The organism is Pseudomonas glycinis, assembly GCF_054871425.1.
The window spans coordinates 418928-440589 of the sequence record NZ_JBTYHF010000003.1; the positions used below are offsets into that span (position 1 = coordinate 418928).

The window sequence follows — 21662 nt, forward strand, 5'->3', positions numbered from 1 at the left end:
CGGCCGCCTTCGCGAGCAGGCTCGCTCCCACAATAGAGATCAGTGAACACAGATTTTCTGTTCACCCGAAATCCCTGTGGGAGCGAGCCTGCTCGCGAAGAGGCCAGCGCAAATACCGAATAAAAGCCAGACAAACAAAAACGCCCCCGGTCTCGCGACCGGGGGCGTTTTTTATTCCAGGGCTGGATTACGCCTTGGCTTTCTTGGCAGCGCGGGTACGCTCGCTTTCGTCGAGGATCTTCTTGCGAAGACGGATCGACTTAGGCGTAACTTCGCACAGCTCGTCTTCCTGGATGTATTCCAGAGCCTGTTCCAGGGTGAAGCGAACAGGTGGGACCAGAGCGATGGTTTCGTCTTTACCCGAAGCACGCATGTTGTCGAGCTTCTTGCCTTTGGTTGGGTTGACACCCAGGTCGTTGTCACGGCTGTTCTGACCAACGATCTGACCGTTGTAGATCTCCTGGCCGTGTTCTACGAACAGCTTGCCACGAGCCTGCAGGGTTTCCAGCGAGTAGGTCAGAGCCTTGCCGGTTTCAACCGAAACCAGAACGCCGTTCTGACGGCCGGACATGTGGCCCGACTTCACTGGAGCGTAACGGTCGAAGATCGAGGTCAGGATGCCAGCACCGTTGGTCAGGGTCAGGAACTGGTTACGGAAACCGATCAGACCGCGAGCAGGGATGTTGTATTCCAGACGAACACGGCCCTTGCCATCCGGCACCATGTTGCTCAGGTCGCCCTTACGCAGACCCATCTCTTCCATGACCTTGCCCTGGGATTCTTCAGGGATGTCGATGGTGACGTTTTCGAACGGTTCCTGCTTCACGCCGTCAACTTCACGGATGATCACTTCAGGACGGCCCAGGGCCAGCTCGAAGCCTTCGCGACGCATGGTTTCGATCAGTACCGAGAGGTGCAGCTCACCACGGCCGGAAACCTTGAACTTGTCAGCCGAGTCGCCTTCTTCAACGCGCAGTGCAACGTTGTACAGCAGCTCTTTGTCCAGACGATCCTTGATGTTACGGGAGGTCACGAACTTGCCTTCTTTACCGCAGAATGGCGAGTCGTTTACCTGGAAGGTCATGGAAACGGTTGGCTCGTCAACGGTCAGCGGCTTCATCGCCTCGACGGTGTTGATGTCGCACAGAGTGTCGGAGATGAACAGCTCGTCGAAGCCGCTGATGCAGACGATGTCGCCGGCTGCTGCTTCGTCAACGTCGATGCGGTGCAGACCGTGGTGACCCATCAGCTTCAGGATACGACCGTTGCGGCGCTTGCCGTCGGCGCTGATAGCGACAACCGGGGTGTTCGGCTTGACGCGACCGCGAGCGATACGGCCAACACCGATAACACCCAGGAAGCTGTTGTAGTCCAGAGCGGAGATCTGCATCTGGAACGGACCGTCACGGTCAACAGCCGGAGGCGGAACGTGGTCGACTACCGCCTGGTACAGCGGAGTCATGTCTTCCGCCATGGCGGTGTGGTCCAGACCGGCAATACCGTTCAGGGCCGAAGCGTAAACAACCTGGAAGTCCAGTTGTTCTTCGGTAGCACCGAGGTTGTCGAACAGGTCGAAGATCTGGTCCAGAACCCAGTCCGGACGTGCGCCTGGACGGTCAACCTTGTTGATCACCACGATTGGACGCAGGCCGGCTTCGAAAGCCTTCTTGGTCACGAAACGGGTTTGCGGCATAGGGCCGTCTTGAGCGTCAACCAGCAGCAGAACGGAGTCGACCATCGACATTACGCGTTCAACTTCGCCGCCGAAGTCGGCGTGGCCCGGGGTGTCCACGATGTTGATGTGGTAGCCGTTCCAGTTGATGGCGGTGTTCTTCGCCAGAATGGTAATACCGCGCTCTTTTTCCTGGTCGTTGGAGTCCATCACGCGCTCGTCGTTGAGCTCGTTGCGCTCCAGGGTGCCGGATTGACGCAGGAGTTTGTCTACCAGGGTGGTTTTACCGTGGTCAACGTGGGCAATGATGGCGATGTTGCGTAGATTTTCGATCACTTGTGTATCTCGATCAGAGGATTCGGTTTGCTGACAAGTCATGGCAGCGATTAGCAGTAGTGTCCGGCATGGCCGTTACAGCTTGACGGCGGTGTCGGGGGGCCGGTGACGCAGGCCACAGGCAAACAGCCCCGGGCACTTAGCTCGGTCGATAAACGCGCACATTGGCATGCCCCTCACTGAGCAAATGGTGGGCATGCAGGCGACTCATCACGCCTTTGTCGCAATACAGCAGGTACTGGCGAGTAGGGTCCAGTTCCTTGAAACGTGCGTTCACTGCATAGAACGGCATCGTCTGTACCTCTATGCCGGCGAGCTCCAGCGGGTCATCCTCGGCGGCATCCGGGTGGCGGATGTCGATGACGATCTGACCGGCCAGCGCTTCGCTGACTTCTTCAATTTGCAAATCCTGGCCCAACTCGTCGATTACCCGATCGATCGGCACCAGTTTGGCGTTGGCGAGCGCACGCTCGAGTACCGCCATGTCGAATTCTTTCTCTTCGTGCTCAACCCGGCCCCGCTTGGCGGCAGTCTTGGGGTTGACCGAAATCACGCCGCAATATTCCGGCATGTGCCGGGCGAAATCGGCGGTGCCGATCTCGTTGGCCGTGTCGATGATGTCCTGCTTGTGCGCGACGATCAGCGGCCGCAGCACCAGCTTGTCGGTCACGCAGTCGATCACCGACAGGTTCGGCAGCGTCTGGCTCGACACCTGGGAGATCGCTTCACCGGTCACCAGTGCATCGATGTGCAGGCGTTCGGCGATCTCGGACGAGGCGCGCAACATCATACGCTTCAAAACCACGCCCATATGACTGTTATCGACTTTGCCGAGAATTTCGCCCAGCACTTCCTCGAACGGCACACTGACAAATAGCACGCGTTGCGAGCTGCCGTACTTCTTCCAGATGAAGTGCGCGACTTCCATCACGCCCAATTCGTGGGCACGCCCGCCGAGATTGAAGAAGCAGAAGTGCGCCATCAGGCCGCGACGCATTATCTGGTAAGCCGCCACGGTCGAATCGAAGCCGCCGGACATCAATACCAGCGTCTGCTCCAGCGCACCTAGCGGGTAGCCGCCGATGCCGTTGTGCTGGCTGTGAATCACGAACAACCGTTTGTCGCGAACTTCGATACGGACTTCGATTTGCGGCGCTTTAAGGTCGATTCCGGCTGCACCGCACTCACGACGCAGCTTGCTGCCGACGTATTTTTCCACGTCCATCGAGCTGAATGCATGCTTGCCTGCGCGCTTGCAGCGCACCGAGAAAATCTTCCCGGCCAGCGCATCGCCGTAGTGCTGTTTGCACTTCTCGGTAATGTCGTCGAAGTCGCCCAGCGGGTACTCGTCGATCTGCAGAAAGTGCGCGATACCCGGCATGCAGGTCAGGCGCTCGCCCATCTCTTTCAAGGCTTTGGGGTCGGTAATGCGGGTTTCCAGCTCGAGGTTGTCCCACACGCCGTTCACCACCACGGCCGGGTCCAGGTCACGGAGCACGGTGCGGATGTTCTTGGCCAACTGGCGGATGAATTTCGTCCGGACAGGTCGGCTTTTGATGGTGATCTCGGGGAAGACTTTTACGATAAGTTTCATGAAAACAGCGCGCGAACGGCCAGCCGAAAAAGGGGGGCGCGGATTATAGCGGAAATTGCTCAAGGTTTAACCAGTTAATGTGCAGAAGGTTTTGCTTGCACCAAAACAGGTCATTTCTGAATTTATACGCAACATTAAGGGGCGGAATTTGTCGATTCAGAACCTCGCACGCCTTAATAAGCGTGAATTTGGGGCAAAAAACCCATGCTGGGGCACTGGCATGCAATTTGCTCCCTTGTGAGGCAGGTTGCCTTGGCAGAGTATTCGCGCCGGCATCACCATTATTAAGGGCATCCACTACCCGCCCTAATTCACCCGGAGGACACTATGTCGAAGTCGGTTCAACTCATCAAAGATCATGACGTCAAGTGGATTGATCTGCGCTTCACGGACACCAAAGGCACTCAGCACCACGTGACCATGCCGGCTCGCGATGCGCTGGATGACGACTTCTTCGAAGTCGGCAAGATGTTCGACGGTTCCTCCATCTCCGGCTGGAAAGGCATCGAAGCCTCCGACATGATCCTGATGCCGGTCGACGAAACTGCCGTACTCGATCCGTTCACCGAAGACCCAACCCTGATCCTGGTGTGCGACATCATCGAGCCTTCGAGCATGCAGGGCTACGATCGCGACCCACGCGCGATCGCCAAGCGCGCCGAAGAGCACCTGAAAGCTACCGGTATCGGTGACACCGTATTCGCCGGTCCAGAGCCTGAGTTCTTCATCTTTGACTCGGTGAAATTCAAGTCGGACATCTCCGGCTCGATGTTCAAGATCTACTCCGAGCAAGGTTCGTGGATGTCCGACCAGGACATCGAAGGCGGCAACAAGGGTCACCGTCCAGGCGTGAAAGGCGGCTACTTCCCGGTTCCACCGTTCGACCACGACCACGAAATCCGTACCGCCATGTGCAACGCACTGGAAGAAATGGGTCAGTCGGTTGAAGTTCACCACCACGAAGTGGCAACTGCCGGCCAGAACGAAATCGGCGTCAAGTTCAACACCCTGGTGAAGAAAGCTGACGAAGTTCAGACCCTGAAGTACGTTGTGCACAACGTTGCCGACGCTTACGGCCGCACCGCGACCTTCATGCCGAAGCCACTGTACGGCGACAACGGTTCGGGCATGCACGTACACATGTCGATCTGGAAAGACGGCAAGAACACCTTCGCAGGTGAAGGCTATGCCGGCCTGTCCGATACCGCTCTGTACTTCATCGGCGGCATCATCAAGCACGGTAAGGCCCTGAACGGCTTCACCAATCCGGCGACCAACTCCTACAAGCGTCTGGTGCCAGGCTTCGAAGCTCCGGTAATGCTTGCCTACTCGGCTCGCAACCGTTCCGCTTCGATCCGTATTCCTTACGTGTCGAGCCCGAAAGCCCGCCGTATCGAAGCACGCTTCCCGGATCCGGCTGCCAACCCGTACCTGGCCTTCGCAGCACTGCTGATGGCCGGTCTGGACGGTATCCAGAACAAGATCCACCCAGGCGATGCTGCCGACAAAAACCTGTACGACCTGCCGCCTGAAGAGGCGAAAGAGATTCCACAGGTTTGCGGCAGCCTGAAAGAAGCCCTGGAAGAGCTGGACAAGGGCCGCGCCTTCCTGACCAAGGGCGGCGTGTTCTCCGACGACTTCATCGACGCTTACATCGCGCTGAAATCGGAAGAAGAAATCAAGGTTCGCACCTTCGTACACCCACTGGAATATGAGCTGTACTACAGCTGCTGATCCGGTAGCGCTGCGTAAAGTGGCGCGACAGAAAGAGGCCTCCTTCGGGAGGCCTTTTTTATTGCCCGGCGCAACGCATTTTCCATGTGGGAGCGAGCCTGCTCGCGAAAGCGGTGAGGCATTGAAGATGATGGTGACTGATGCGACGCCTTCGCGAGCAGGCTCGCTCCCACAGGCGATCTGTGGTGTCTGAATGATCTTTGAATGTGTCGCCAGTTGGGCCAACCGCACCACCTGTCCTATGCTGCTACCCATCGTTTCCAATCCCGGTCGATTTCATGGGTCGCACGTTTCTCTACATTCTGCTGCTGATCGCCCTGCCCGCCGCCGCGCAGATCTACAAGTACACCGACGCCAACGGCAACACGGCGTACAGCAATCAGCCGCCGGATGGCGTGCAGGCGCAACCGGTCGAGCTGCCACCGCTCAATCGGGTCGAGCCGCAAGCACCGAGTGCGCCGCAGGCACCCAACGCAGAACAACCGCAACCAGCGCGCAACGCCTATGAAATCCTTGAGCTCGCCGGCCTGCCCACTGACGAGGCCCTGCGCGCCAATAACGGCACCTTCACAGTCAACGTTTTGATCAAACCGCGCCTGCAACCGCCGCATCAATTAAGGCTGCTACTCGACGACCAGCCCTATGGCCAGCCGAGCAACGTGCCGGTTCTGCAATTGATCAACATTGATCGCGGCGAGCATCGCCTGGCCGTGCAAGTGATCGATGGCCAGACTGTCATCCAGCAGAGCCCGCCCGCGGTCTTCACCGTGCAACGGGTGCATACGCCGTGATTCGCGCGGGGCTGGCACTCATCCTGGTGTTGATGTCGACGTCAGCGTCGGCAGAGGTCTTTACCTACATCGACGCACAGGGCAACCGCGTCTATACCGACCAGCCACGCGCCAACGCCAAGCGAGTGCCGATCGCGACGAGCAATCGCATGGCGGTCCCTGCCAACACCGCAGCGCCGATCACCACAGCGAAAAAATCTGCCGAACCAGCGCCCTTTCACTACGACATGCTGCGCATTCTGATCCCGGAGCCCGATGCTACTTTGCGCAGCAGCGCCGGCGAGCTGATCGTCAGCGTCACCAGCGAGCCCGGCCTGCAAAGCGGCCATCGTTATCGCCTGCTGCTGGATGGCAAGGCCACTGGCGAGCCCGGCGTCAGCCCGGTATTTGCGCTGAGCAATATCGATCGCGGCAGCCACAGCCTTTCGATCGAAATCCTCGACGCCGCCGGGCGTACCGTGGAACGCACCGCCAATCAGCCGTTCCACATGCTGCGCATTTCCCTGGCGCAGAAACGTCAGGTCAAACCCTGTGTCGCCGACGATTACGGCGTGCGCCCGGAATGCCCGCTCAAGGACAAACCTGACGAACCGAAAAACCCATTCCTGCGCTTCTTTTAACGTCTGCCGGGCATGCGCACCCTATTGGTGCACTAAACTGCATCTCGCCCACAACCCAACCCATTTTGGTTCGAAACTTCCCGTCTGAGCTGGCTTCGTGCCATACAAACGCGCGTCAAACGCCTGTTTCAGGGGTTAAACGCTTCTTTTCGGAGCCTTGGTTTGGTTTTTGCATTTTCCCGACATCAGCGCTTTGTTCTCGCGCACGCCTTGCTCCAAAAGGGGTTCAGATGACCATAAGCGACGCTATACACCGTTTGCTGCTCGACAACCTGACCACGGCGACCATCCTGCTCGACGCCGAGCTGCGCCTGGAGTACATGAACCCGGCGGCGGAAATGCTGTTGGCGGTCAGCGGTCAGCGCAGTCACGGCCAGTTCATCAGCGAGCTGTTCACCGAATCCCCCGAGGCGCTCAATTCCCTGCGTCAGGCGGTGGAGCAGGCGCACCCTTTCACCAAGCGTGAAGCGATGCTCACCGCCCTCACCGGCCAGACGCTGACCGTGGATTACGCGGTGACGCCAATCCTCAGCAACGGCGAGACTTTGCTTTTGCTTGAAGTGCACCCACGTGATCGCCTGTTGCGGATCACCAAGGAAGAGGCCCAGCTGTCCAAGCAGGAAACCAGCAAGATGCTGGTGCGCGGCCTCGCCCACGAGATCAAGAACCCTCTTGGCGGCATCCGTGGCGCAGCGCAATTGCTCGCCCGCGAACTGCCGGAGGAAAGCCTGCGCGACTACACCAATGTGATCATCGAAGAGGCCGACCGCCTGCGCAATCTGGTCGATCGCATGCTCGGCTCGAACAAACTGCCGTCGCTGGCCATGTGCAACGTCCACGAAGTGCTCGAACGCGTCTGCCATCTGGTCGAAGCCGAGAGCCAGGGCTGCATCACCCTGGTGCGTGATTACGACCCGAGCATTCCCGACGTATTGATCGACCGCGAGCAAATGATTCAGGCGGTGTTGAACATCGTGCGCAACGCGATGCAGGCGATCAGCAGCCAGAACGAGCTGCGCCTGGGCCGCATCAGCCTGCGCACCCGCGCCATGCGCCAGTTCACCATCGGCCACATCCGCCATCGTCTGGTGACCAAGATCGAGATCATCGACAACGGCCCGGGCATCCCGGCGGAACTGCAGGAAACCATTTTCTTTCCCATGGTCAGCGGCCGCCCGGACGGTACCGGGCTGGGCCTGGCCATTACCCAGAACATCATCAGTCAGCACCAGGGCCTGATCGAGTGTGAGAGCCATCCAGGCCACACCACCTTCTCGATCTTCCTGCCACTGGAACAAGGAGCCACATCGACATGAGCCGTAGTGAAACCGTGTGGATCGTCGATGACGACCGTTCTATCCGTTGGGTCCTGGAAAAGGCCTTGCAGCAGGAAGGCATGACCACCCAGAGCTTCGACAGCGCCGATGGCGTGATGAGTCGTCTGGCCCGGCAGCAGCCGGACGTGATCATTTCCGATATCCGCATGCCGGGCGCCAGTGGCCTGGATCTGCTGGCGCGGATTCGCGAACAGCACCCACGGCTGCCGGTCATCATCATGACCGCTCACTCCGATCTGGACAGCGCTGTCGCCTCCTATCAGGGCGGCGCTTTCGAGTACCTGCCCAAGCCCTTCGACGTCGATGAAGCGGTATCGCTGGTCAAACGCGCCAACCAGCATGCGCAGGAACAGCAAGGCCTGGAAGTGGTGCCTGCGCTGACCCGCACCCCGGAAATCATCGGCGAAGCGCCGGCGATGCAGGAAGTGTTTCGCGCCATCGGGCGCCTGAGCCACTCCAACATCACCGTGCTGATCAACGGCGAATCCGGTACCGGTAAAGAACTGGTGGCCCACGCCCTGCACCGCCACAGCCCACGCGCGGCTTCGCCGTTCATTGCCCTGAACATGGCGGCGATTCCCAAGGATCTGATGGAATCGGAACTGTTCGGCCACGAGAAAGGCGCGTTCACCGGCGCGGCAAACCTGCGTCGCGGGCGCTTCGAACAGGCCGACGGCGGAACCTTGTTTCTCGATGAAATCGGCGACATGCCGGCGGACACCCAGACTCGCCTGCTGCGCGTGCTGGCCGATGGCGAGTTCTACCGCGTCGGCGGCCATGTGCCGGTGAAGGTCGATGTACGCATCATCGCCGCAACCCACCAGAATCTGGAAACGCTCGTCCACGCCGGCAAATTCCGCGAGGACTTGTTCCACCGCCTCAACGTTATCCGCATCCACATCCCGCGCCTGTCGGATCGTCGCGAAGACATCCCGACCCTGGCCCGGCACTTCCTCAGCCGCGCCGCGCAGGAACTGGCGGTCGAGCCGAAGCTGCTGAAAAGCGAAACCGAGGAATACCTGAAAAACCTGCCGTGGCCGGGCAACGTGCGCCAGCTGGAGAACACCTGCCGCTGGATCACCGTCATGGCCTCCGGCCGTGAAGTGCACATCAGTGACTTGCCACCGGAACTGCTCAACCTGCCGCAGGATTCGGCGCCAGTGACCAACTGGGAACAGGCCCTGCGCCAGTGGGCCGATCAGGCCCTTGCCCGTGGCCAGTCGAGCCTGCTCGACAGCGCAGTGCCGGCGTTCGAGCGGATCATGATCGAGACTGCTTTGAAGCACACCGCAGGACGTCGGCGTGATGCGGCGGTGCTGCTGGGTTGGGGGCGCAATACCCTGACGCGCAAGATCAAGGAACTGGGGATGAAGGTTGATGGTGGGGATGATGATGAGGGGGAAGAGGGTTAACGCTTAAGGGTTGTCGTGTACTCAGGATCGATCCCCCTCACCCCAGCCCTCTCCCCCAAGGGGGAGAGGGGGAAGGGAGCAATCTCGGGTGGTTTCGAGGCCTGAGTTCGGCTCGGTATCTCAGGTCGCCGTAACTTGACCGGGCAACTCGGTCAGTCCCCTCTCCCTCTGGGAGAGGGTTAGGGTGAGGGCCACCGTGCACCGCATCAATGCACAATGACCCGCGATCGCGCACAGCCGTATCGCCACAATCACTCCTGAAAAACCTGAAAAACCCTTTATTCAAAAACGCGAAAGCCCCGAGTCCCGGGGCTTTCGCGTTCCCAAAGCGTTTTTTGTTCCAGCAAATTAAAACCTGGCACGCCCCCTGCAATACCTATCTCAGGTGATTCGCTTCACCACCCGTTTCGGGGACCTTGGTACAGGCAGGCCGGGGATTCCCCTCTTTACATCGGGCTCACAGCGCAAAGCGCCGAGCCACCCTTTTGGGATCCTTGGTACAGGCAGGCCGGGGGTTCCCTCTTTACACCGGGCCGACGCTGAACGCGACGCCCATGCTTTTGGGAACCCTGATACAGGCAGGTCAGGGATTCCCGCTTTTACACTGCAGCGCCCCCGCCCCTACTCGAGTCTCGGGCGCCCGGGCGCATGATGTGGGGGCTGGTTTTGCCACGTCGGGTCAGACCTCCTTATTTCCTCCTCCAGCCTGTCCAGCATTTTTCCAGGGCTGGCTTCATCAGTTGCAATACGCAGCAAACTTCTTTGCTCACCGTAACTGGCGTTTTGGAAACGCTCGATAAACGACCAGACCCGGCGCTGCAAAAGCAGCCGCTCAACCTGAAACTCCGGCGTACGCACCAGATTTCTGATTTGTTTCATCATTGCGGAGTTCGCTTCAAGAACAAATGCATCCCACAGCGCAGACTTTTCAGCGTGTCGCGCCTGGGGGGAACATGGTGCATCCAGTGATGGATCCCCAAATCAGCCTCGATTCTTCCCAGCCATAGATCGCTACCCGTCTGCCGACGTGCAGCTATCAGACGTCGCAGAGAAGCGGGGTCGGCAATCGGGCTGCCAGTGAGGTCAAAACCCTTTCTCAGCTCAATGTTTTCAGGAATTGCGCTGATCCCGGTATGGGCCAGATCCAGACGCGTCCTGGGAATATCGGATGTAACGCCGTCCGGGAAACTCTTTATACGAGTACGGTTGAGATCGACCTCCAGCAACGCCGTCATTCCCCGCAGTGAAGGCGCCACAGCCAGCCGGCTTTGCGACAAATCCAGTTTCTCCAGCCGCGTCGGACCGCTGGGCAAATCAAGCCCGGGCGGCGGCGAAGATATGTAGCTATGGGCCAGATTCAACTCTCGCAATGCGGACATATGAGTCACATCAGGCGCGTCTGTCAGATCGGGGTTATGGAACAGATCAAGCACCTCCAACCTTGACGCCGCGGGCAATTCACCCACCCCGTCAGGCGGACGACGCAGGCCACAGGAACGTGCGCGCAAGACCCGCAACTCGGTCATACCGCGCACCGAAAAAGGCGGCCAGATACTGCAGTGCGTCAGGCTCAGCTCCCGCAAACGAGTCAGTTGCGTGAAATGTTCAAGAGTGACCGACGGGAGCCAGAGTGTGGCCTCCTGCATCGTCAGGACTTTCAACGCCGGGAGTTTACCGATTTCGCTTAACAGTTCATGACTCTTGCCTTTGAATCTGCGTACTTCGAGGGTTTCAATGTGGGAAAGCATCGAGAACACATTGCCCAGACTTCTTGAGGGACTTCCCTCCAGGACCAGGGATACGACGGCTCTGAGCGGAACCGAAAAACCCGGCGGCGCGAGATTGCCCCGACTTCCCAGGTCGAGCTCCAGCTTGAAACCGACCAGCTGCCCATCTCGGTAGACTTTTTCCGAGTGTTCTCCCTGCCACTTGAACAACCGGCGCATGTTGGCACCTATTGCCAGCCGGCGCCTGCGCTCTGCATTGTCCTTGCCTTTGTAGCCCGTCTCCCAGGCAGTGATTTGACGGTCCAACCGAGGAAACTCCAACTGAAGCCGCTTGAGTTCCACTTCCGCCACCCCCGCTTCTCCATATCGCGCAATGAAATCATCGGCATGTTGATCCGTCGCGTCAGCAAAATAGCGTTTGACCTGCGCCCGTGTGGTAGCAACCAGAACCGGCGGTTGTGCCCCTGAGGGGCCGGCGCCGGTGAGCCAGGGGCGGTGAAAGTTGAACGGGTTGGCAGGCGCCTGTGCACCGCCGTCCATCCCACCGCACAAACCGGTGAGCATGGAAACCCAAGTGTTCCGCTCGCTGCGGGTGATAGCCAGGGTTTCACCGCCAAGGCTGGCGCGGTAGATATTCGCGCTGTCGGCAGCGACGGGATCGTTGGGTTTGACCAGGCGCCAAACCCTGTATTCCGGGCGGGAGGCATCCAGATCCTGCATGACCTGATACGCCTGTTCATGGATGACCACATAGAGCCTGCCTTCGTGACGTATCACGCCGTCGCTGCCCGATTGCGCGCCGCTGAGATCCGGCCCGGCATGAAAGCCGTCCAGGCTTTTGGCGGTCAGGGGGTTGGTGCGGGTGCTGAAGTCGCTGTGCGGATGCCAGATGCCGCTCTCGCTATCGCGCAACATCCATGGGCCGGAAGGGAACAACTCGCTGGAATGTCGAGCGCGATACCACCCTGTATCCGGATCCACTGCGACGAGAACGAGGCCACTGTCAGGTACGTCAACATAACAGCGATTTTTGTACATCCTGAAGCCTTCGCTATCAGCATCAGGCAGCTCGATCGCTGACGTTATCCGGTAGGTCTCCAGTGACCGGTTTATGACAGCGCGGCTTGCAGCAAGGTGCGGCGCCGGGCGAACTTCGAGCACCGGCGCCGGCAGGATCGCAACCGGGCCTGCGTCGTCGCCAGGTTTGGTGCTTCGCGACTTCAGATCATCGAGGCCAGCCCACGGGACCGTGCCATCGCGGACGGGTACATCCGCCGGTATGAAATCCTTATCAGAGCTTCGCTTCGGGAACGTGTGGACATCCGTATCAACGTGGGTGCTGCCCCCGCGAGGTGGTTTTACTGGCATGCTTTCTCATCCTTGAAAAGTTGCCCCGGCTATTGTGCAGGGGGTAGTAGTGTCGGCATCGTGCCGCCCGCTGTTTGCATCCCCCTAAGCAATACGCGGACGCTTGGGCAGAGGGTGCAGCGGTTGATTCTGTCGCCCTGCGTCATAGCTGCGGATTTCATTCTCCAGCCGGTCCAGCATCCTCCCGGGACTCGTTTCCGTATGAAGAATGGCGTCGAGCCTGGCCCGCTCGGTGACGTCGGCCCTGTCATACATTTCCAGAAACCACCACACGCGCCGCTGCAGCAGCGGGCGTTCGACGTGAAACTCGGGCGTTCGACTCAGCCGACGAAGAATGCCGGTCACTGCCAGTGGCATTGCGGCGTTATGCCTGTCCCACAGCGCTTGTTTTTCCGCTATCTGGTCCTGTGGCACGTTGCGTAGCCAGAGATCGGCAGACCCATCGCTGCTTTCCTGCCCAAGCCAGATATCGGTGCCTGTCTCGGCACGTGCTCGTATCAACCGCCGTAGCGAGGTCGGGTCCGTGATCGGATTGCCGATGAGATTGAAGCCCGCTCTGAGCTCCACGGATTCGGGAATCGACCTGATGTGATTGTCCGCAAGATTCAGTTCTCTTGCGGGAATCCTGTCGGTAACGCCCTCGGGAAATCGTTGCAATCGTGTGTTGGAAAGATCCAGCTCCTGCAGTGCGGTCATGTTTTCGAGTGAAAGGCTGTCCGCAAGCGGATTGCCCCCCAGTCTCAACACTTCAAGCTTCGACGCCACGTCGATGGCCTCAAGACCGGAAGGCAGCAGGTGTATTCCGGTGCGGCTCAGATCCAGCACTCGCAGTTCAGTCATCCCTCTGAGGTCAGCTGCCACTTGCAAAAAGGTGACTTGCTCCTGGTGCCGCATTTGCATGTCGAGGCTATTCACCGGGGCCTCGAATGTATTGCAAAGCCATAGCTCATGTAGCCTGGCAAGGCCTCGTACGGAAAAGTCAGACGTCAATTCACAGTCCTGAAAGTGCAGCCTTTGCAGACGCGGGAATCTTTTCAATTGCTCGGCAAAGCGCGAATCCAGACTGAATTTTGAATGCACCCAATTAATCACGTCCCATCCTTGAAACCGGCCTTGCACTCCGATTTCCTGACTGGTAATCGTCAGACTTTCAAGGTTGGGAAATTGTGCGCAAAACACGTCCGGATCCAGCCGGCCACGGCCTCTTAACGTCAGAGAAACCACTGAGCCGAACTTCAAGGAAAGCGGCTTTGCAACTGGCCAAATCGTCAGATCGATTTCCAGCTTGAAGCCCACGAGCCGCCCATCACGGTAGACGCGCTGCTCGGGCTGGCCTTGCCATCGGTACAACTGGCGAAACGTCGCCCACATATTTCGCGCCTCATGAAACTCGTTGTCCGATGAAATGGAACCTCGACTGATCGGCAGGTCAAAACCCGTCGAGTCCAATAGCGCAAGCCCAAGCTGGATATGCTTGAGCTCAAGCTCTGCCACGTCCTTGTCATCAAACCGGGCGATGAAGGCATCCGCGTCCTCGTCGGTCGCGTCGGGAAGGTAGGTGCGGATCTGTTCCCGGGTAGTTGGCTCCGCGACTTCACGCGCATACCAAAGTCCGCTGTCCACATCGCGCAGCATCACCGGGCCGGAAGGGAGCAACTCGCTTGGACGCCGGGCTCGGTACAAACCCGTCGCAGGATCCACGGCGACAGGCACCAGGTCACCGTTGGCCAGGTCTGCGTAGGTTCGCCGACTGATCACCCGCAAACCTTCGCTGTTGACCTGTGGAAGTATCGCTCGGGCGTTGGTGACGTAATTGTCCAGCGAAGGCTGAGTGGCGGGAGGGCCAATACCCTCCGCGATTGCGCGAACTACAACGGCCGCGGCGGGGGGCACGGCATCCAGGGTGGCGTCGGTGGATGATCCAGCGCGCGGCAGCAAATGGTGCTGAGCAATATCCACATCGACGTCTGTGCGACCCAAGTGGCCGGGAAGCGAAGTGTCCACGTCCGCAGACCGATGCGGGCTGCCCGAGGCGTCCACGTGGGTACCGCCACCGCGAGGGGGTTTGACTGGCATATTTTCATCCTTGAAAAAGACGCCCCCTGCATTCCTGCAAGGGGACGACGGGTTTCGGCATCCTGCCGTTTGTAGGGGCGAACGATAGCGTGCACGAGCACGTGCTGGAGATGGGAAAGGAAGACGGTCGCAGTGGGAAACGACCTCAAAAAGTGTGGGAGCGCGCCCCAGTGATGAAGAAGTGCCGCTAGGGCTCGCTCAAACGGATCTCCAGTCGCCAGCGATCATCGACCTCGCTGCCGACCCAGTCGCCCCGCAACGGACGCGCTGCCAGCACCGTCAGCAACAATCCGCCATCACTCTTGCGCATGCGCCAGTTGACGTCCTTGCCGTTGAGCCTGAGCTGGCCTTTCTGCGGTCGACCTTCGGCCTGAAACAGCAGCGCGACGGTGCCGTCGATGATCTCGCCGTGCAGCTTCGGCTCATTGTTGAACCACACCACCAGGCCGCCATCGGTAACCTCGACCTGCTCCAGCACGCTCGGATCCGGCGTGGTCAGCCGGCCGATCATCAAGCCGATCATCAAGCCGACAATCGCCAGCGAGCCGATGACGCGCGGGAATAGTTTCGAACGGTTGTCCACAGGCGGCGTAGAATGCCGCTCATCTTTACCTTCGGAGCCGTGCATGTTTCACGTCATCCTTTTTCAACCAGAAATTCCGCCGAACACCGGCAACGTTATCAGGCTGTGCGCCAACAGCGGCTGCCACCTGCATTTGATCGAACCACTGGGTTTCGAGATGGACGACAAGCGCCTGCGCCGTGCCGGTCTCGACTACCACGAATATGCCACGTTGCAGCGTCACGCTGATCTGGCCAGTTGTCTGGAAAGTCTGGGCAACCCGCGCGTGTTCGCCTTCACCACCAAGGGTTCACGGCCGTTCCATGATGCCGCGTTCGTGCCCGGCGACGCGTTTCTGTTCGGCCCGGAAAGCCGTGGCCTGCCAGCGGACGTGCTCGACGCCCTGCCCGCCGAACAGCGCCTGCGCCTGCCGATGCGCGAAGGCTGCCGCAGCCTGAACCTGTCCAACACCGTGGCGGTCGCCGTGTACGAAGCGTGGCGGCAGAACGACTTCAAGTAACGCCGCAAAACAAATGTGGGAGCGAGCCTGCTCGCGATTACGGAGTGTCAGTCAACATTGATGTGTCTGACAGACCGCTCTCGCGAGCAGGCTCGCTCCCACATGGGGTATTGCTGAACCGTCTTACTGAACGGTCGGGGTCTCGCCGCTTTCCTGCATGCGCTGCAGCTCTTGCGCGTACAGGGCATCGAAGTTCACCGGGGCCAGCATCAGCGCCGGGAACGAGCCGCGGGTAACCAGGCTGTCCAGGGTTTCGCGGGCGTACGGGAACAGGATGTTCGGGCAGAACGCACCCAAGGTGTGGCTCATCGAAGCCGCGTCCAGATTCTTGATCAGGAAGATACCGGCCTGTTGCACTTCAGCGATGAAGGCCACTTCTTCACCGTTTTTCACGGTGACGGAAAGAGTCAGCACCACTTCGTAGAAATCGCCTTCCAGCGCTTTCTGGCGAGTGTTCAGATCCAGACCGACCGCCGGATCCCACTGCTGGCGGAAGATCGCCGGGCTTTTCGGGGCTTCGAAGGACAGGTCGCGTACGTAGATGCGCTGCAAGGAAAATTGCGGTGCGGTTTCTTCTTCGCTGGCTGCAGTGTTCTGTTGGTCAGTCATCTCAGATCCTTATCGATCTTGGGTCTTTTAGGGAGTGCTGTACGTGGGTGCAGCCGTTCAGCCCTTGAGCAGCGCGTCGAGTTTGCCGGCGCGCTCCAGGGCGTATAAATCATCGCAACCGCCGATGTGCTTTGCGCCGATCCAGATCTGCGGCACGGACGTGCGCCCGGCCTTTTTGGTCATTTCGGCACGCAGCTGCGGCTTGCCATCGACCTTGATCTCTTCGAAGGCCACGCCTTTGCTGGCGAGCAGATGCTTGGCGCGCGAGCAGTAAGGGCAGTAATCGCTGGAGTAGACGATGACTTCGCTCATGTCATTTCACCAGCGGCAGGTTGTCGCCTTTCCAGCTGGAAATCCCGCCGGACAGCTTGGCGGCGGTGAAGCCGGACTTCATCAGCTCGCGGGCGTGAGTACCGGCGGTCTGACCGAGGGCGTCGACCAGAATGATGGTCTTGGCCTTGTGTTTTTCCAGCTCGCCGACGCGGGCAGCCAGTTTGTCTTGCGGGATGTTCACCGCGCCGACGATGTGGCCAGCGGCATAATCCTTGGCCGGACGGATGTCCACCACCACGCCTGCGTCTTTATTGACCAGTGCGGTCAGCTCGCCGGTGCTCAGGCTCTTGCCGCCGCCCTGCATCGTGTGCGCCAGCAACAGAGCCAGAAGTACGACGAAGATACCGACAAGAATGTAGTGGTTAGTGGCAAATTCAATCAGGTGAGCAACCATCGAAGGAGGTTCCAGGGCGTTAAAATGTCGGCCAGTATACACAGCCACTATGGTCGGCCAAACCCCGTCCGGCGGTGACGCGGTCGGAACTTCGCTTTAAACTCCAACTCCGTTTTCCATCGCCCTCTTCTTTATCAGCCACGAGTGGATTCCATGACGACTACGCCCAAACCTTTGGTCCTGATGATTCTCGACGGCTTCGGTCACAGCGACAGCCCCGAATCCAATGCCGTGTTCGCGGCGAAGAAACCTGTGCTGGATCGTCTGTGGGCCACGGTGCCGAACGGCTTGATTTCGGGCAGCGGCATGGACGTCGGCCTGCCGGACGGCCAGATGGGCAACTCCGAAGTCGGCCACATGAACCTCGGCGCCGGGCGCGTGGTGTATCAGGACTTTACCCGCGTGACCAAAGCGATCCGCGACGGCGAATTCTTCGAAAACCCGACCATCTGCGCCGCTGTGGATAAAGCCGTGGCCGCCGGCAAAGCCGTGCACTTCATGGGCCTGCTGTCCGAAGGCGGCGTGCACAGCCACCAGGATCACCTGATCGCCATGGCCGAACTGGCCTTCAAGCGCGGCGCCGAAAAAATCTACCTGCACGCCTTCCTCGATGGCCGCGACACGCCGCCGAAAAGCGCCGCTTCGTCGATCGAACTGCTCGACGCGACTTTCCAGGCCTTGGGCAAAGGCCGGATCGCCAGCATCATCGGCCGCTATTTCGCCATGGACCGTGACAACCGTTGGGATCGCGTCGCCCAAGCCTACAATTTGATCGTCGACGGCAACGGCGAATTCAACGCCGCCACCGCTCAGGAAGGTCTCGAAGCCGCCTACGCCCGTGGCGAAAGCGACGAGTTCGTCAAAGCCACCTCCATCGGCGAGCCGGTGAAAGTCGAAGACGGCGACGCCGTGGTGTTCATGAACTTCCGTGCCGACCGCGCCCGCGAGCTGACCCGCGTGTTCGTCGAAGACGATTTCAAGGAATTCGCGCGCGCGCGCCAGCCAAAACTGGCCGGTTTCGTCATGCTGACCCAGTACGCCGCAAGCATTCCGGCACCGTCGGCCTTCGCTGCCGGCAGCCTGGAAAACGTTCTCGGTGATTATCTGGCGAAAAACGGCAAGACCCAGCTGCGCATTGCTGAAACCGAAAAATACGCTCACGTGACTTTCTTCTTCTCCGGCGGTCGTGAAGAACCGTTCCCGGGCGAAGAGCGCATCCTGATCCCGTCGCCGAAAGTCGCGACTTATGACTTGCAGCCGGAAATGAGCGCCCCGGAAGTCACTGACCGTATCGTCGACGCCATCGAAAACCAGCGCTACGACGTGATCGTGGTCAACTACGCCAACGGCGACATGGTTGGCCACAGCGGCGTGTTCGACGCGGCGGTCAAAGCGGTCGAGTGCCTGGACACCTGCGTCGGTCGCATCGTCGAGGCGCTGGAAAAGGTCGGCGGCGAAGCACTGATCACCGCTGACCACGGCAACGTCGAGCAAATGGCTGATGAATCCACCGGTCAGGCGCACACCGCGCACACCACCGAGCCGGTGCCGTTCATCTACGTCGGCAAGCGCGACCTGAAAGTGCGCGAAGGCGGCGTGCTGGCGGACGTGGCACCGACCATGCTGATGCTGCTGGGTCTGGAAAAACCGGCGGAGATGACCGGGACTTCGATCCTGGTCTGAGCCGAATCCGGAAAACACCGCAAAAACCCTGTGGGAGCTGGCTTGCCAGCGATAGCAATCTGACAGCCAGCATTTATGTTGAATGTGCAGCCGCCATCGCTGGCAAGCCAGCTCCCACAGTGGTTTAAGGCCATTTGAAAGATTATTTTCAGCTGTATCTCCAGCCAGTTATCACACAGCCCCAATTGGGCGTTTTTTTTGCAGGCTCGGGCGGGCATACTAGGCCGTCCTCTACCCTGGTGCCGCCCGCCCCTATGCTTCGCGTCCTGATCGCCCTTGCTCTGACCTGTCTGCTCCAGCCGGCCTTCGCCGACGAGCGCGCGCAAACCCAACAGCAGTTGGACGCCACGCGTCAGGATATCGCCGAGCTGAAAAAACTCTTGGGCAAGCTGCAGGAAGAAAAGTCCGGCGTGCAGAAAGAGCTCAAGGGCACTGAAACCGAGATGGGCAAGCTGCAGAAGCAGGTCGACGCGCTGCAGAAAGAACTGCAGAAAAGCGAATCCGAGCTACAGCGGCTCGATGCAGAGAAAAAAAAACTCCAGAGCGCGCGCACTGAACAGCAGCGACTGATCGCCATTCAGGCCCGAGCGGCGTACCAGAACGGCCGCCAGGAATACCTCAAGCTGCTGCTCAATCAGCAGAACCCCGAGAAGTTCGCCCGCACCCTCACGTATTACGACTACCTGAGCCAGGCACGCCTGGAGCAGTTGAAGAACTTCAACGAAACCCTGCGCCAGTTGGCCAATGTCGAAAAAGACATCGGCCTGCAGCAAGCGCAGTTGCTGGTGCAGAAAAGCGACCTCGACACGCAGCGCGAAGCACTCGAGAAAGTCCGCAAGGAACGCCAGCAGGTTCTTGCCAGACTCAATGACGACGTCAAGGCCCGCGACCAGAAACTTGCCGCCCGCGAGCAGGATCAGGCAGACCTGTCTAAAGTCCTTAAAACCATTGAAGAAACCCTGGCCCGCCAGGCTCGTGAGGCAGAGGAAGCGCGGCAGAAAGCGCTGATCGCCCAGCAGGAAGCGGAAAAAAAGCGTTTGCGTGAGGCGCAGGCTGATAACAGCGACGCCCCACGAAAACCCGCCAGATCAAGCCCCGGCGCGCTGGTATCGAGCAGCGGCGAAACCTTTGGCGGGCCTTTTGCTGCAACCCGGGGAAAACTTCCGTGGCCGGTTGATGGTCGATTACTCGCGCGCTTCGGTGAAAGCCGTGGCGACGACGCCCGCACCAAGTGGGATGGCGTGATGATCAGCGCCTCCGCCGGCAGCCAGGTGCACGCCGTACACGGTGGGCGCGTGGTGTTCGCCGATTGGCTGCGCGGTGCCGGTTTGCTGGTGATCCTTGATCATGGCAACGGTTTTCTGAGTCTTTACGGCCACAACCAGACGCTGCTCAAGTCGGCGGGTGATGTGGTCAAGGCTGGCGAGTCGATTTCCACTGTCGGTAACAGTGGCGGTCAGGACACGCCAGCGCTGTATTTCGCAATTCGTCAGCAGGGTCACCCGAGTGATCCGGCGCAATGGTGTCGTGCGCAAGGATAAGCGCACCATCTAATTCAGGAGTTCGTTCGACATGCTGCATTTGTCCCGCCTTACCTCGCTGGCCCTGACGATCGCCCTGGTGATCGGCGCGCCTCTGGCGTTCGCCGCGCAACCGGCCCCGACCGTCGCTCCGGCAGGCACTGCCGCGACCGCCAAGGCGCCGTTGCCGCTGGAAGAGCTGCGCACCTTCGCCGAGGTCATGGACCGGATCAAAGCCGCGTACGTCGAGCCTGTGGACGACAAGACTCTGCTGGAAAACGCGATCAAGGGCATGCTCAGCAACCTCGATCCGCATTCGGCCTACCTTGGCCCGGAAGATTTCACCGAGCTGCAGGAAAGCACCAGCGGTGAATTCGGCGGCCTGGGCATCGAAGTCGGCGCCGAGGACGGCTTCATCAAGGTTGTCTCGCCGATCGACGACACCCCGGCGTCGAAGGCCGGCATTCAGGCTGGCGACTTCATCGTCAAGATCAACGGCCAGCCAACCCGCGGCCAGACCATGACCGAAGCCGTCGACAAGATGCGCGGCAAGATCGGCCAGAAAATCACCCTGACCCTGGTTCGCGATGGCGGCACGCCGTTCGACGTGACCCTGGCCCGTGCAGTGATTCAGGTGAAAAGCGTCAAGGCGCAACTGCTGGAATCGGGCTACGGCTACATCCGCATCACCCAGTTCCAGGTCAAGACCGGCGAAGAAGTCTCCAAGGCCCTGGCCAAACTGCGCAAGGACAACGGCAAGAAGCTCAACGGCATCATTCTCGACCTGCGCAACAACCCGGGCGGCGTACTGCAATCGGCAGTGGAAGTGGTCGACCACTTCATCACCAAAGGCCTGATCGTCTACACCAAGGGCCGCATCGCCAACTCCGAATTGCGCTTCTCCGCCACCGGCAAGGACGAAAGCGAAGCGGTGCCGATGGTCGTGCTGATCAACGGCGGCAGTGCCTCGGCTTCGGAAATCGTCGCCGGCGCCCTGCAGGACCAGAAACGTGCCGTGGTCATGGGCACCACCAGTTTCGGCAAGGGCTCGGTGCAGACCGTGCTGCCGCTGAACAACGACCGCGCGCTGAAGATCACCACCGCGCTGTACTTCACGCCGAACGGCCGCTCGATCCAGGCTCAGGGCATCGTGCCGGACATCGAAGTGCGCCGCGCGAAGATCACCAACGAAGCCGACAGCGAATACTTCAAGGAAGCCGATCTGCAAGGTCACTTGGGCAACGGCAACGGCGGCGCCGACAAACCGAGCGGTTCCGGCGGCAAGGCCAAAGCGATGCCGCAGGATGACGATTACCAGCTGGCCCAGGCCCTGAGCCTGCTCAAAGGCCTGAGCATCACCTCCGGCCGCTGAGG

Annotated in this window: 18 protein-coding genes; 9 read left to right on the forward strand and 9 right to left on the reverse strand. The window is 59.8% G+C overall.

From position 1 onward, the window contains the following. Positions 1-187: 187 nt before the first annotated feature. Together typA and thiI are read right to left on the reverse strand one after the other, a co-directional pair. Complete coding sequence (gene typA / locus ACYSTU_RS09455) at positions 188-2008, reverse strand: translational GTPase TypA (protein WP_016772102.1); 1821 nt, start codon at positions 2006-2008, stop codon at positions 188-190. Between the two features lie 139 nt (positions 2009-2147). Next, positions 2148-3602, reverse strand: a complete 1455-nt coding sequence (thiI, locus tag ACYSTU_RS09460) for a tRNA uracil 4-sulfurtransferase ThiI (RefSeq protein WP_498997672.1) — start codon at positions 3600-3602, stop codon at positions 2148-2150. 327 nt (positions 3603-3929) lie between these two features. Here thiI and glnA point away from each other — a divergent pair, with 327 nt between their 5' ends. The 5 genes from glnA (at position 3930) to ntrC (ending at position 9496) form a co-directional block, all read left to right on the forward strand. Then, positions 3930-5336, forward strand: coding sequence for a type I glutamate--ammonia ligase (gene glnA / locus ACYSTU_RS09465; RefSeq protein WP_016772104.1), 1407 nt, complete (start codon positions 3930-3932; stop codon positions 5334-5336). A 278-nt stretch (positions 5337-5614) separates the two neighbouring features. Continuing rightward, positions 5615-6127 (forward strand): DUF4124 domain-containing protein, encoded by a 513-nt coding sequence (locus ACYSTU_RS09470; protein WP_217879164.1) that lies wholly within the window; start codon positions 5615-5617, stop codon positions 6125-6127. A gap of 32 nt (positions 6128-6159) precedes the next feature. After that, positions 6160-6747 (forward strand): DUF4124 domain-containing protein, encoded by a 588-nt coding sequence (locus ACYSTU_RS09475; RefSeq protein WP_498998141.1) that lies wholly within the window; start codon positions 6160-6162, stop codon positions 6745-6747. Positions 6748-6977: 230 nt separating this feature from the next. After that, on the forward strand, positions 6978-8063 hold the full coding sequence (glnL, locus tag ACYSTU_RS09480; RefSeq protein WP_024011230.1) for a nitrogen regulation protein NR(II): 1086 nt from the start codon (positions 6978-6980) through the stop codon (positions 8061-8063). Next, positions 8060-9496 carry a nitrogen regulation protein NR(I) gene (ntrC, locus tag ACYSTU_RS09485; protein ID WP_016772108.1) on the forward strand — a complete coding sequence of 479 codons (1437 nt, stop codon included), beginning with the start codon at positions 8060-8062 and terminating at the stop codon, positions 9494-9496. The genes glnL and ntrC overlap by 4 nt, the downstream gene beginning before the upstream one ends. Positions 9497-10117: 621 nt before the next feature. Here ntrC and ACYSTU_RS09490 read toward each other — a convergent pair. The 4 genes from ACYSTU_RS09490 to ACYSTU_RS09505 all read right to left on the reverse strand — a co-directional run bounded on the left by ACYSTU_RS09490 (position 10118) and on the right by ACYSTU_RS09505 (position 15295). Then, positions 10118-10378: a hypothetical protein gene (locus ACYSTU_RS09490; RefSeq protein WP_498997680.1), complete on the reverse strand. Its 261-nt coding sequence runs from the start codon at positions 10376-10378 to the stop codon at positions 10118-10120. Continuing rightward, positions 10375-12591 (reverse strand): leucine-rich repeat domain-containing protein, encoded by a 2217-nt coding sequence (locus tag ACYSTU_RS09495; protein WP_498997683.1) that lies wholly within the window; start codon positions 12589-12591, stop codon positions 10375-10377. Before ACYSTU_RS09495 ends, ACYSTU_RS09490 begins: the two co-directional genes overlap by 4 nt. An 84-nt stretch (positions 12592-12675) precedes the next feature. Continuing rightward, positions 12676-14667, reverse strand: a complete 1992-nt coding sequence (locus ACYSTU_RS09500) for a leucine-rich repeat domain-containing protein (protein ID WP_257221675.1) — start codon at positions 14665-14667, stop codon at positions 12676-12678. A gap of 187 nt (positions 14668-14854) precedes the next feature. Next, a complete protein-coding gene (locus ACYSTU_RS09505; protein WP_016772112.1) occupies positions 14855-15295 on the reverse strand; it encodes a hypothetical protein in 441 nt (146 codons plus the stop codon). Between ACYSTU_RS09505 and ACYSTU_RS09510 the strand changes: the two genes are divergently transcribed. Then, positions 15294-15749 carry a tRNA (cytidine(34)-2'-O)-methyltransferase gene (locus tag ACYSTU_RS09510; protein ID WP_016772113.1) on the forward strand — a complete coding sequence of 152 codons (456 nt, stop codon included), beginning with the start codon at positions 15294-15296 and terminating at the stop codon, positions 15747-15749. The two genes, ACYSTU_RS09505 and ACYSTU_RS09510, sit on opposite strands and share 2 nt — an antisense overlap. A gap of 123 nt (positions 15750-15872) precedes the next feature. Here ACYSTU_RS09510 and secB read toward each other — a convergent pair whose 3' ends face one another. The 3 genes from secB to ACYSTU_RS09525 are packed head-to-tail and all read right to left on the reverse strand — an operon-like array spanning position 15873 to position 17085. Continuing rightward, a complete protein-coding gene (gene secB / locus ACYSTU_RS09515; RefSeq protein ID WP_016772114.1) occupies positions 15873-16358 on the reverse strand; it encodes a protein-export chaperone SecB in 486 nt (161 codons plus the stop codon). Between the two features lie 57 nt (positions 16359-16415). Then, complete coding sequence (gene grxC / locus ACYSTU_RS09520) at positions 16416-16670, reverse strand: glutaredoxin 3 (protein WP_016772115.1); 255 nt, start codon at positions 16668-16670, stop codon at positions 16416-16418. Position 16671: 1 nt separating this feature from the next. After that, positions 16672-17085, reverse strand: a complete 414-nt coding sequence (locus ACYSTU_RS09525; protein WP_016772116.1) for a rhodanese-like domain-containing protein — start codon at positions 17083-17085, stop codon at positions 16672-16674. A 153-nt stretch (positions 17086-17238) separates the two neighbouring features. Here ACYSTU_RS09525 and gpmI point away from each other — a divergent pair, with 153 nt between their 5' ends. The 3 genes from gpmI (at position 17239) to ACYSTU_RS09540 (ending at position 21660) form a co-directional block, all read left to right on the forward strand. Beyond that, on the forward strand, positions 17239-18768 hold the full coding sequence (gpmI, locus tag ACYSTU_RS09530) for a 2,3-bisphosphoglycerate-independent phosphoglycerate mutase (protein ID WP_498997689.1): 1530 nt from the start codon (positions 17239-17241) through the stop codon (positions 18766-18768). Between the two features lie 254 nt (positions 18769-19022). Then, positions 19023-20309: a murein hydrolase activator EnvC family protein gene (locus ACYSTU_RS09535; protein WP_016772118.1), complete on the forward strand. Its 1287-nt coding sequence runs from the start codon at positions 19023-19025 to the stop codon at positions 20307-20309. A 31-nt stretch (positions 20310-20340) separates the two neighbouring features. Further along, positions 20341-21660, forward strand: a complete 1320-nt coding sequence (locus ACYSTU_RS09540) for a S41 family peptidase (RefSeq protein ID WP_039756590.1) — start codon at positions 20341-20343, stop codon at positions 21658-21660. Positions 21661-21662: the final 2 nt, after the last annotated feature.

Coding starts and splice junctions, on each gene's coding strand:
- thiI (WP_498997672.1), bottom strand. CDS start 3,602: ATGAAACTTATCGTAAAAGTCTTCCCCGAGATCACCATCAAAAGCCGA.
- glnA (WP_016772104.1), top strand. CDS start 3,930: ATGTCGAAGTCGGTTCAACTCATCAAAGATCATGACGTCAAGTGGATT.
- ACYSTU_RS09470 (WP_217879164.1), top strand. CDS start 5,615: ATGGGTCGCACGTTTCTCTACATTCTGCTGCTGATCGCCCTGCCCGCC.
- ACYSTU_RS09475 (WP_498998141.1), top strand. CDS start 6,160: ATGTCGACGTCAGCGTCGGCAGAGGTCTTTACCTACATCGACGCACAG.
- glnL (WP_024011230.1), top strand. CDS start 6,978: ATGACCATAAGCGACGCTATACACCGTTTGCTGCTCGACAACCTGACC.
- ntrC (WP_016772108.1), top strand. CDS start 8,060: ATGAGCCGTAGTGAAACCGTGTGGATCGTCGATGACGACCGTTCTATC.
- ACYSTU_RS09490 (WP_498997680.1), bottom strand. CDS start 10,378: ATGATGAAACAAATCAGAAATCTGGTGCGTACGCCGGAGTTTCAGGTT.
- ACYSTU_RS09495 (WP_498997683.1), bottom strand. CDS start 12,591: ATGCCAGTAAAACCACCTCGCGGGGGCAGCACCCACGTTGATACGGAT.
- ACYSTU_RS09500 (WP_257221675.1), bottom strand. CDS start 14,667: ATGCCAGTCAAACCCCCTCGCGGTGGCGGTACCCACGTGGACGCCTCG.
- ACYSTU_RS09510 (WP_016772113.1), top strand. CDS start 15,294: ATGTTTCACGTCATCCTTTTTCAACCAGAAATTCCGCCGAACACCGGC.
- ACYSTU_RS09505 (WP_016772112.1), bottom strand. CDS start 15,295: ATGCACGGCTCCGAAGGTAAAGATGAGCGGCATTCTACGCCGCCTGTG.
- secB (WP_016772114.1), bottom strand. CDS start 16,358: ATGACTGACCAACAGAACACTGCAGCCAGCGAAGAAGAAACCGCACCG.
- grxC (WP_016772115.1), bottom strand. CDS start 16,670: ATGAGCGAAGTCATCGTCTACTCCAGCGATTACTGCCCTTACTGCTCG.
- ACYSTU_RS09525 (WP_016772116.1), bottom strand. CDS start 17,085: ATGGTTGCTCACCTGATTGAATTTGCCACTAACCACTACATTCTTGTC.
- gpmI (WP_498997689.1), top strand. CDS start 17,239: ATGACGACTACGCCCAAACCTTTGGTCCTGATGATTCTCGACGGCTTC.
- ACYSTU_RS09535 (WP_016772118.1), top strand. CDS start 19,023: ATGCTTCGCGTCCTGATCGCCCTTGCTCTGACCTGTCTGCTCCAGCCG.
- ACYSTU_RS09540 (WP_039756590.1), top strand. CDS start 20,341: ATGCTGCATTTGTCCCGCCTTACCTCGCTGGCCCTGACGATCGCCCTG.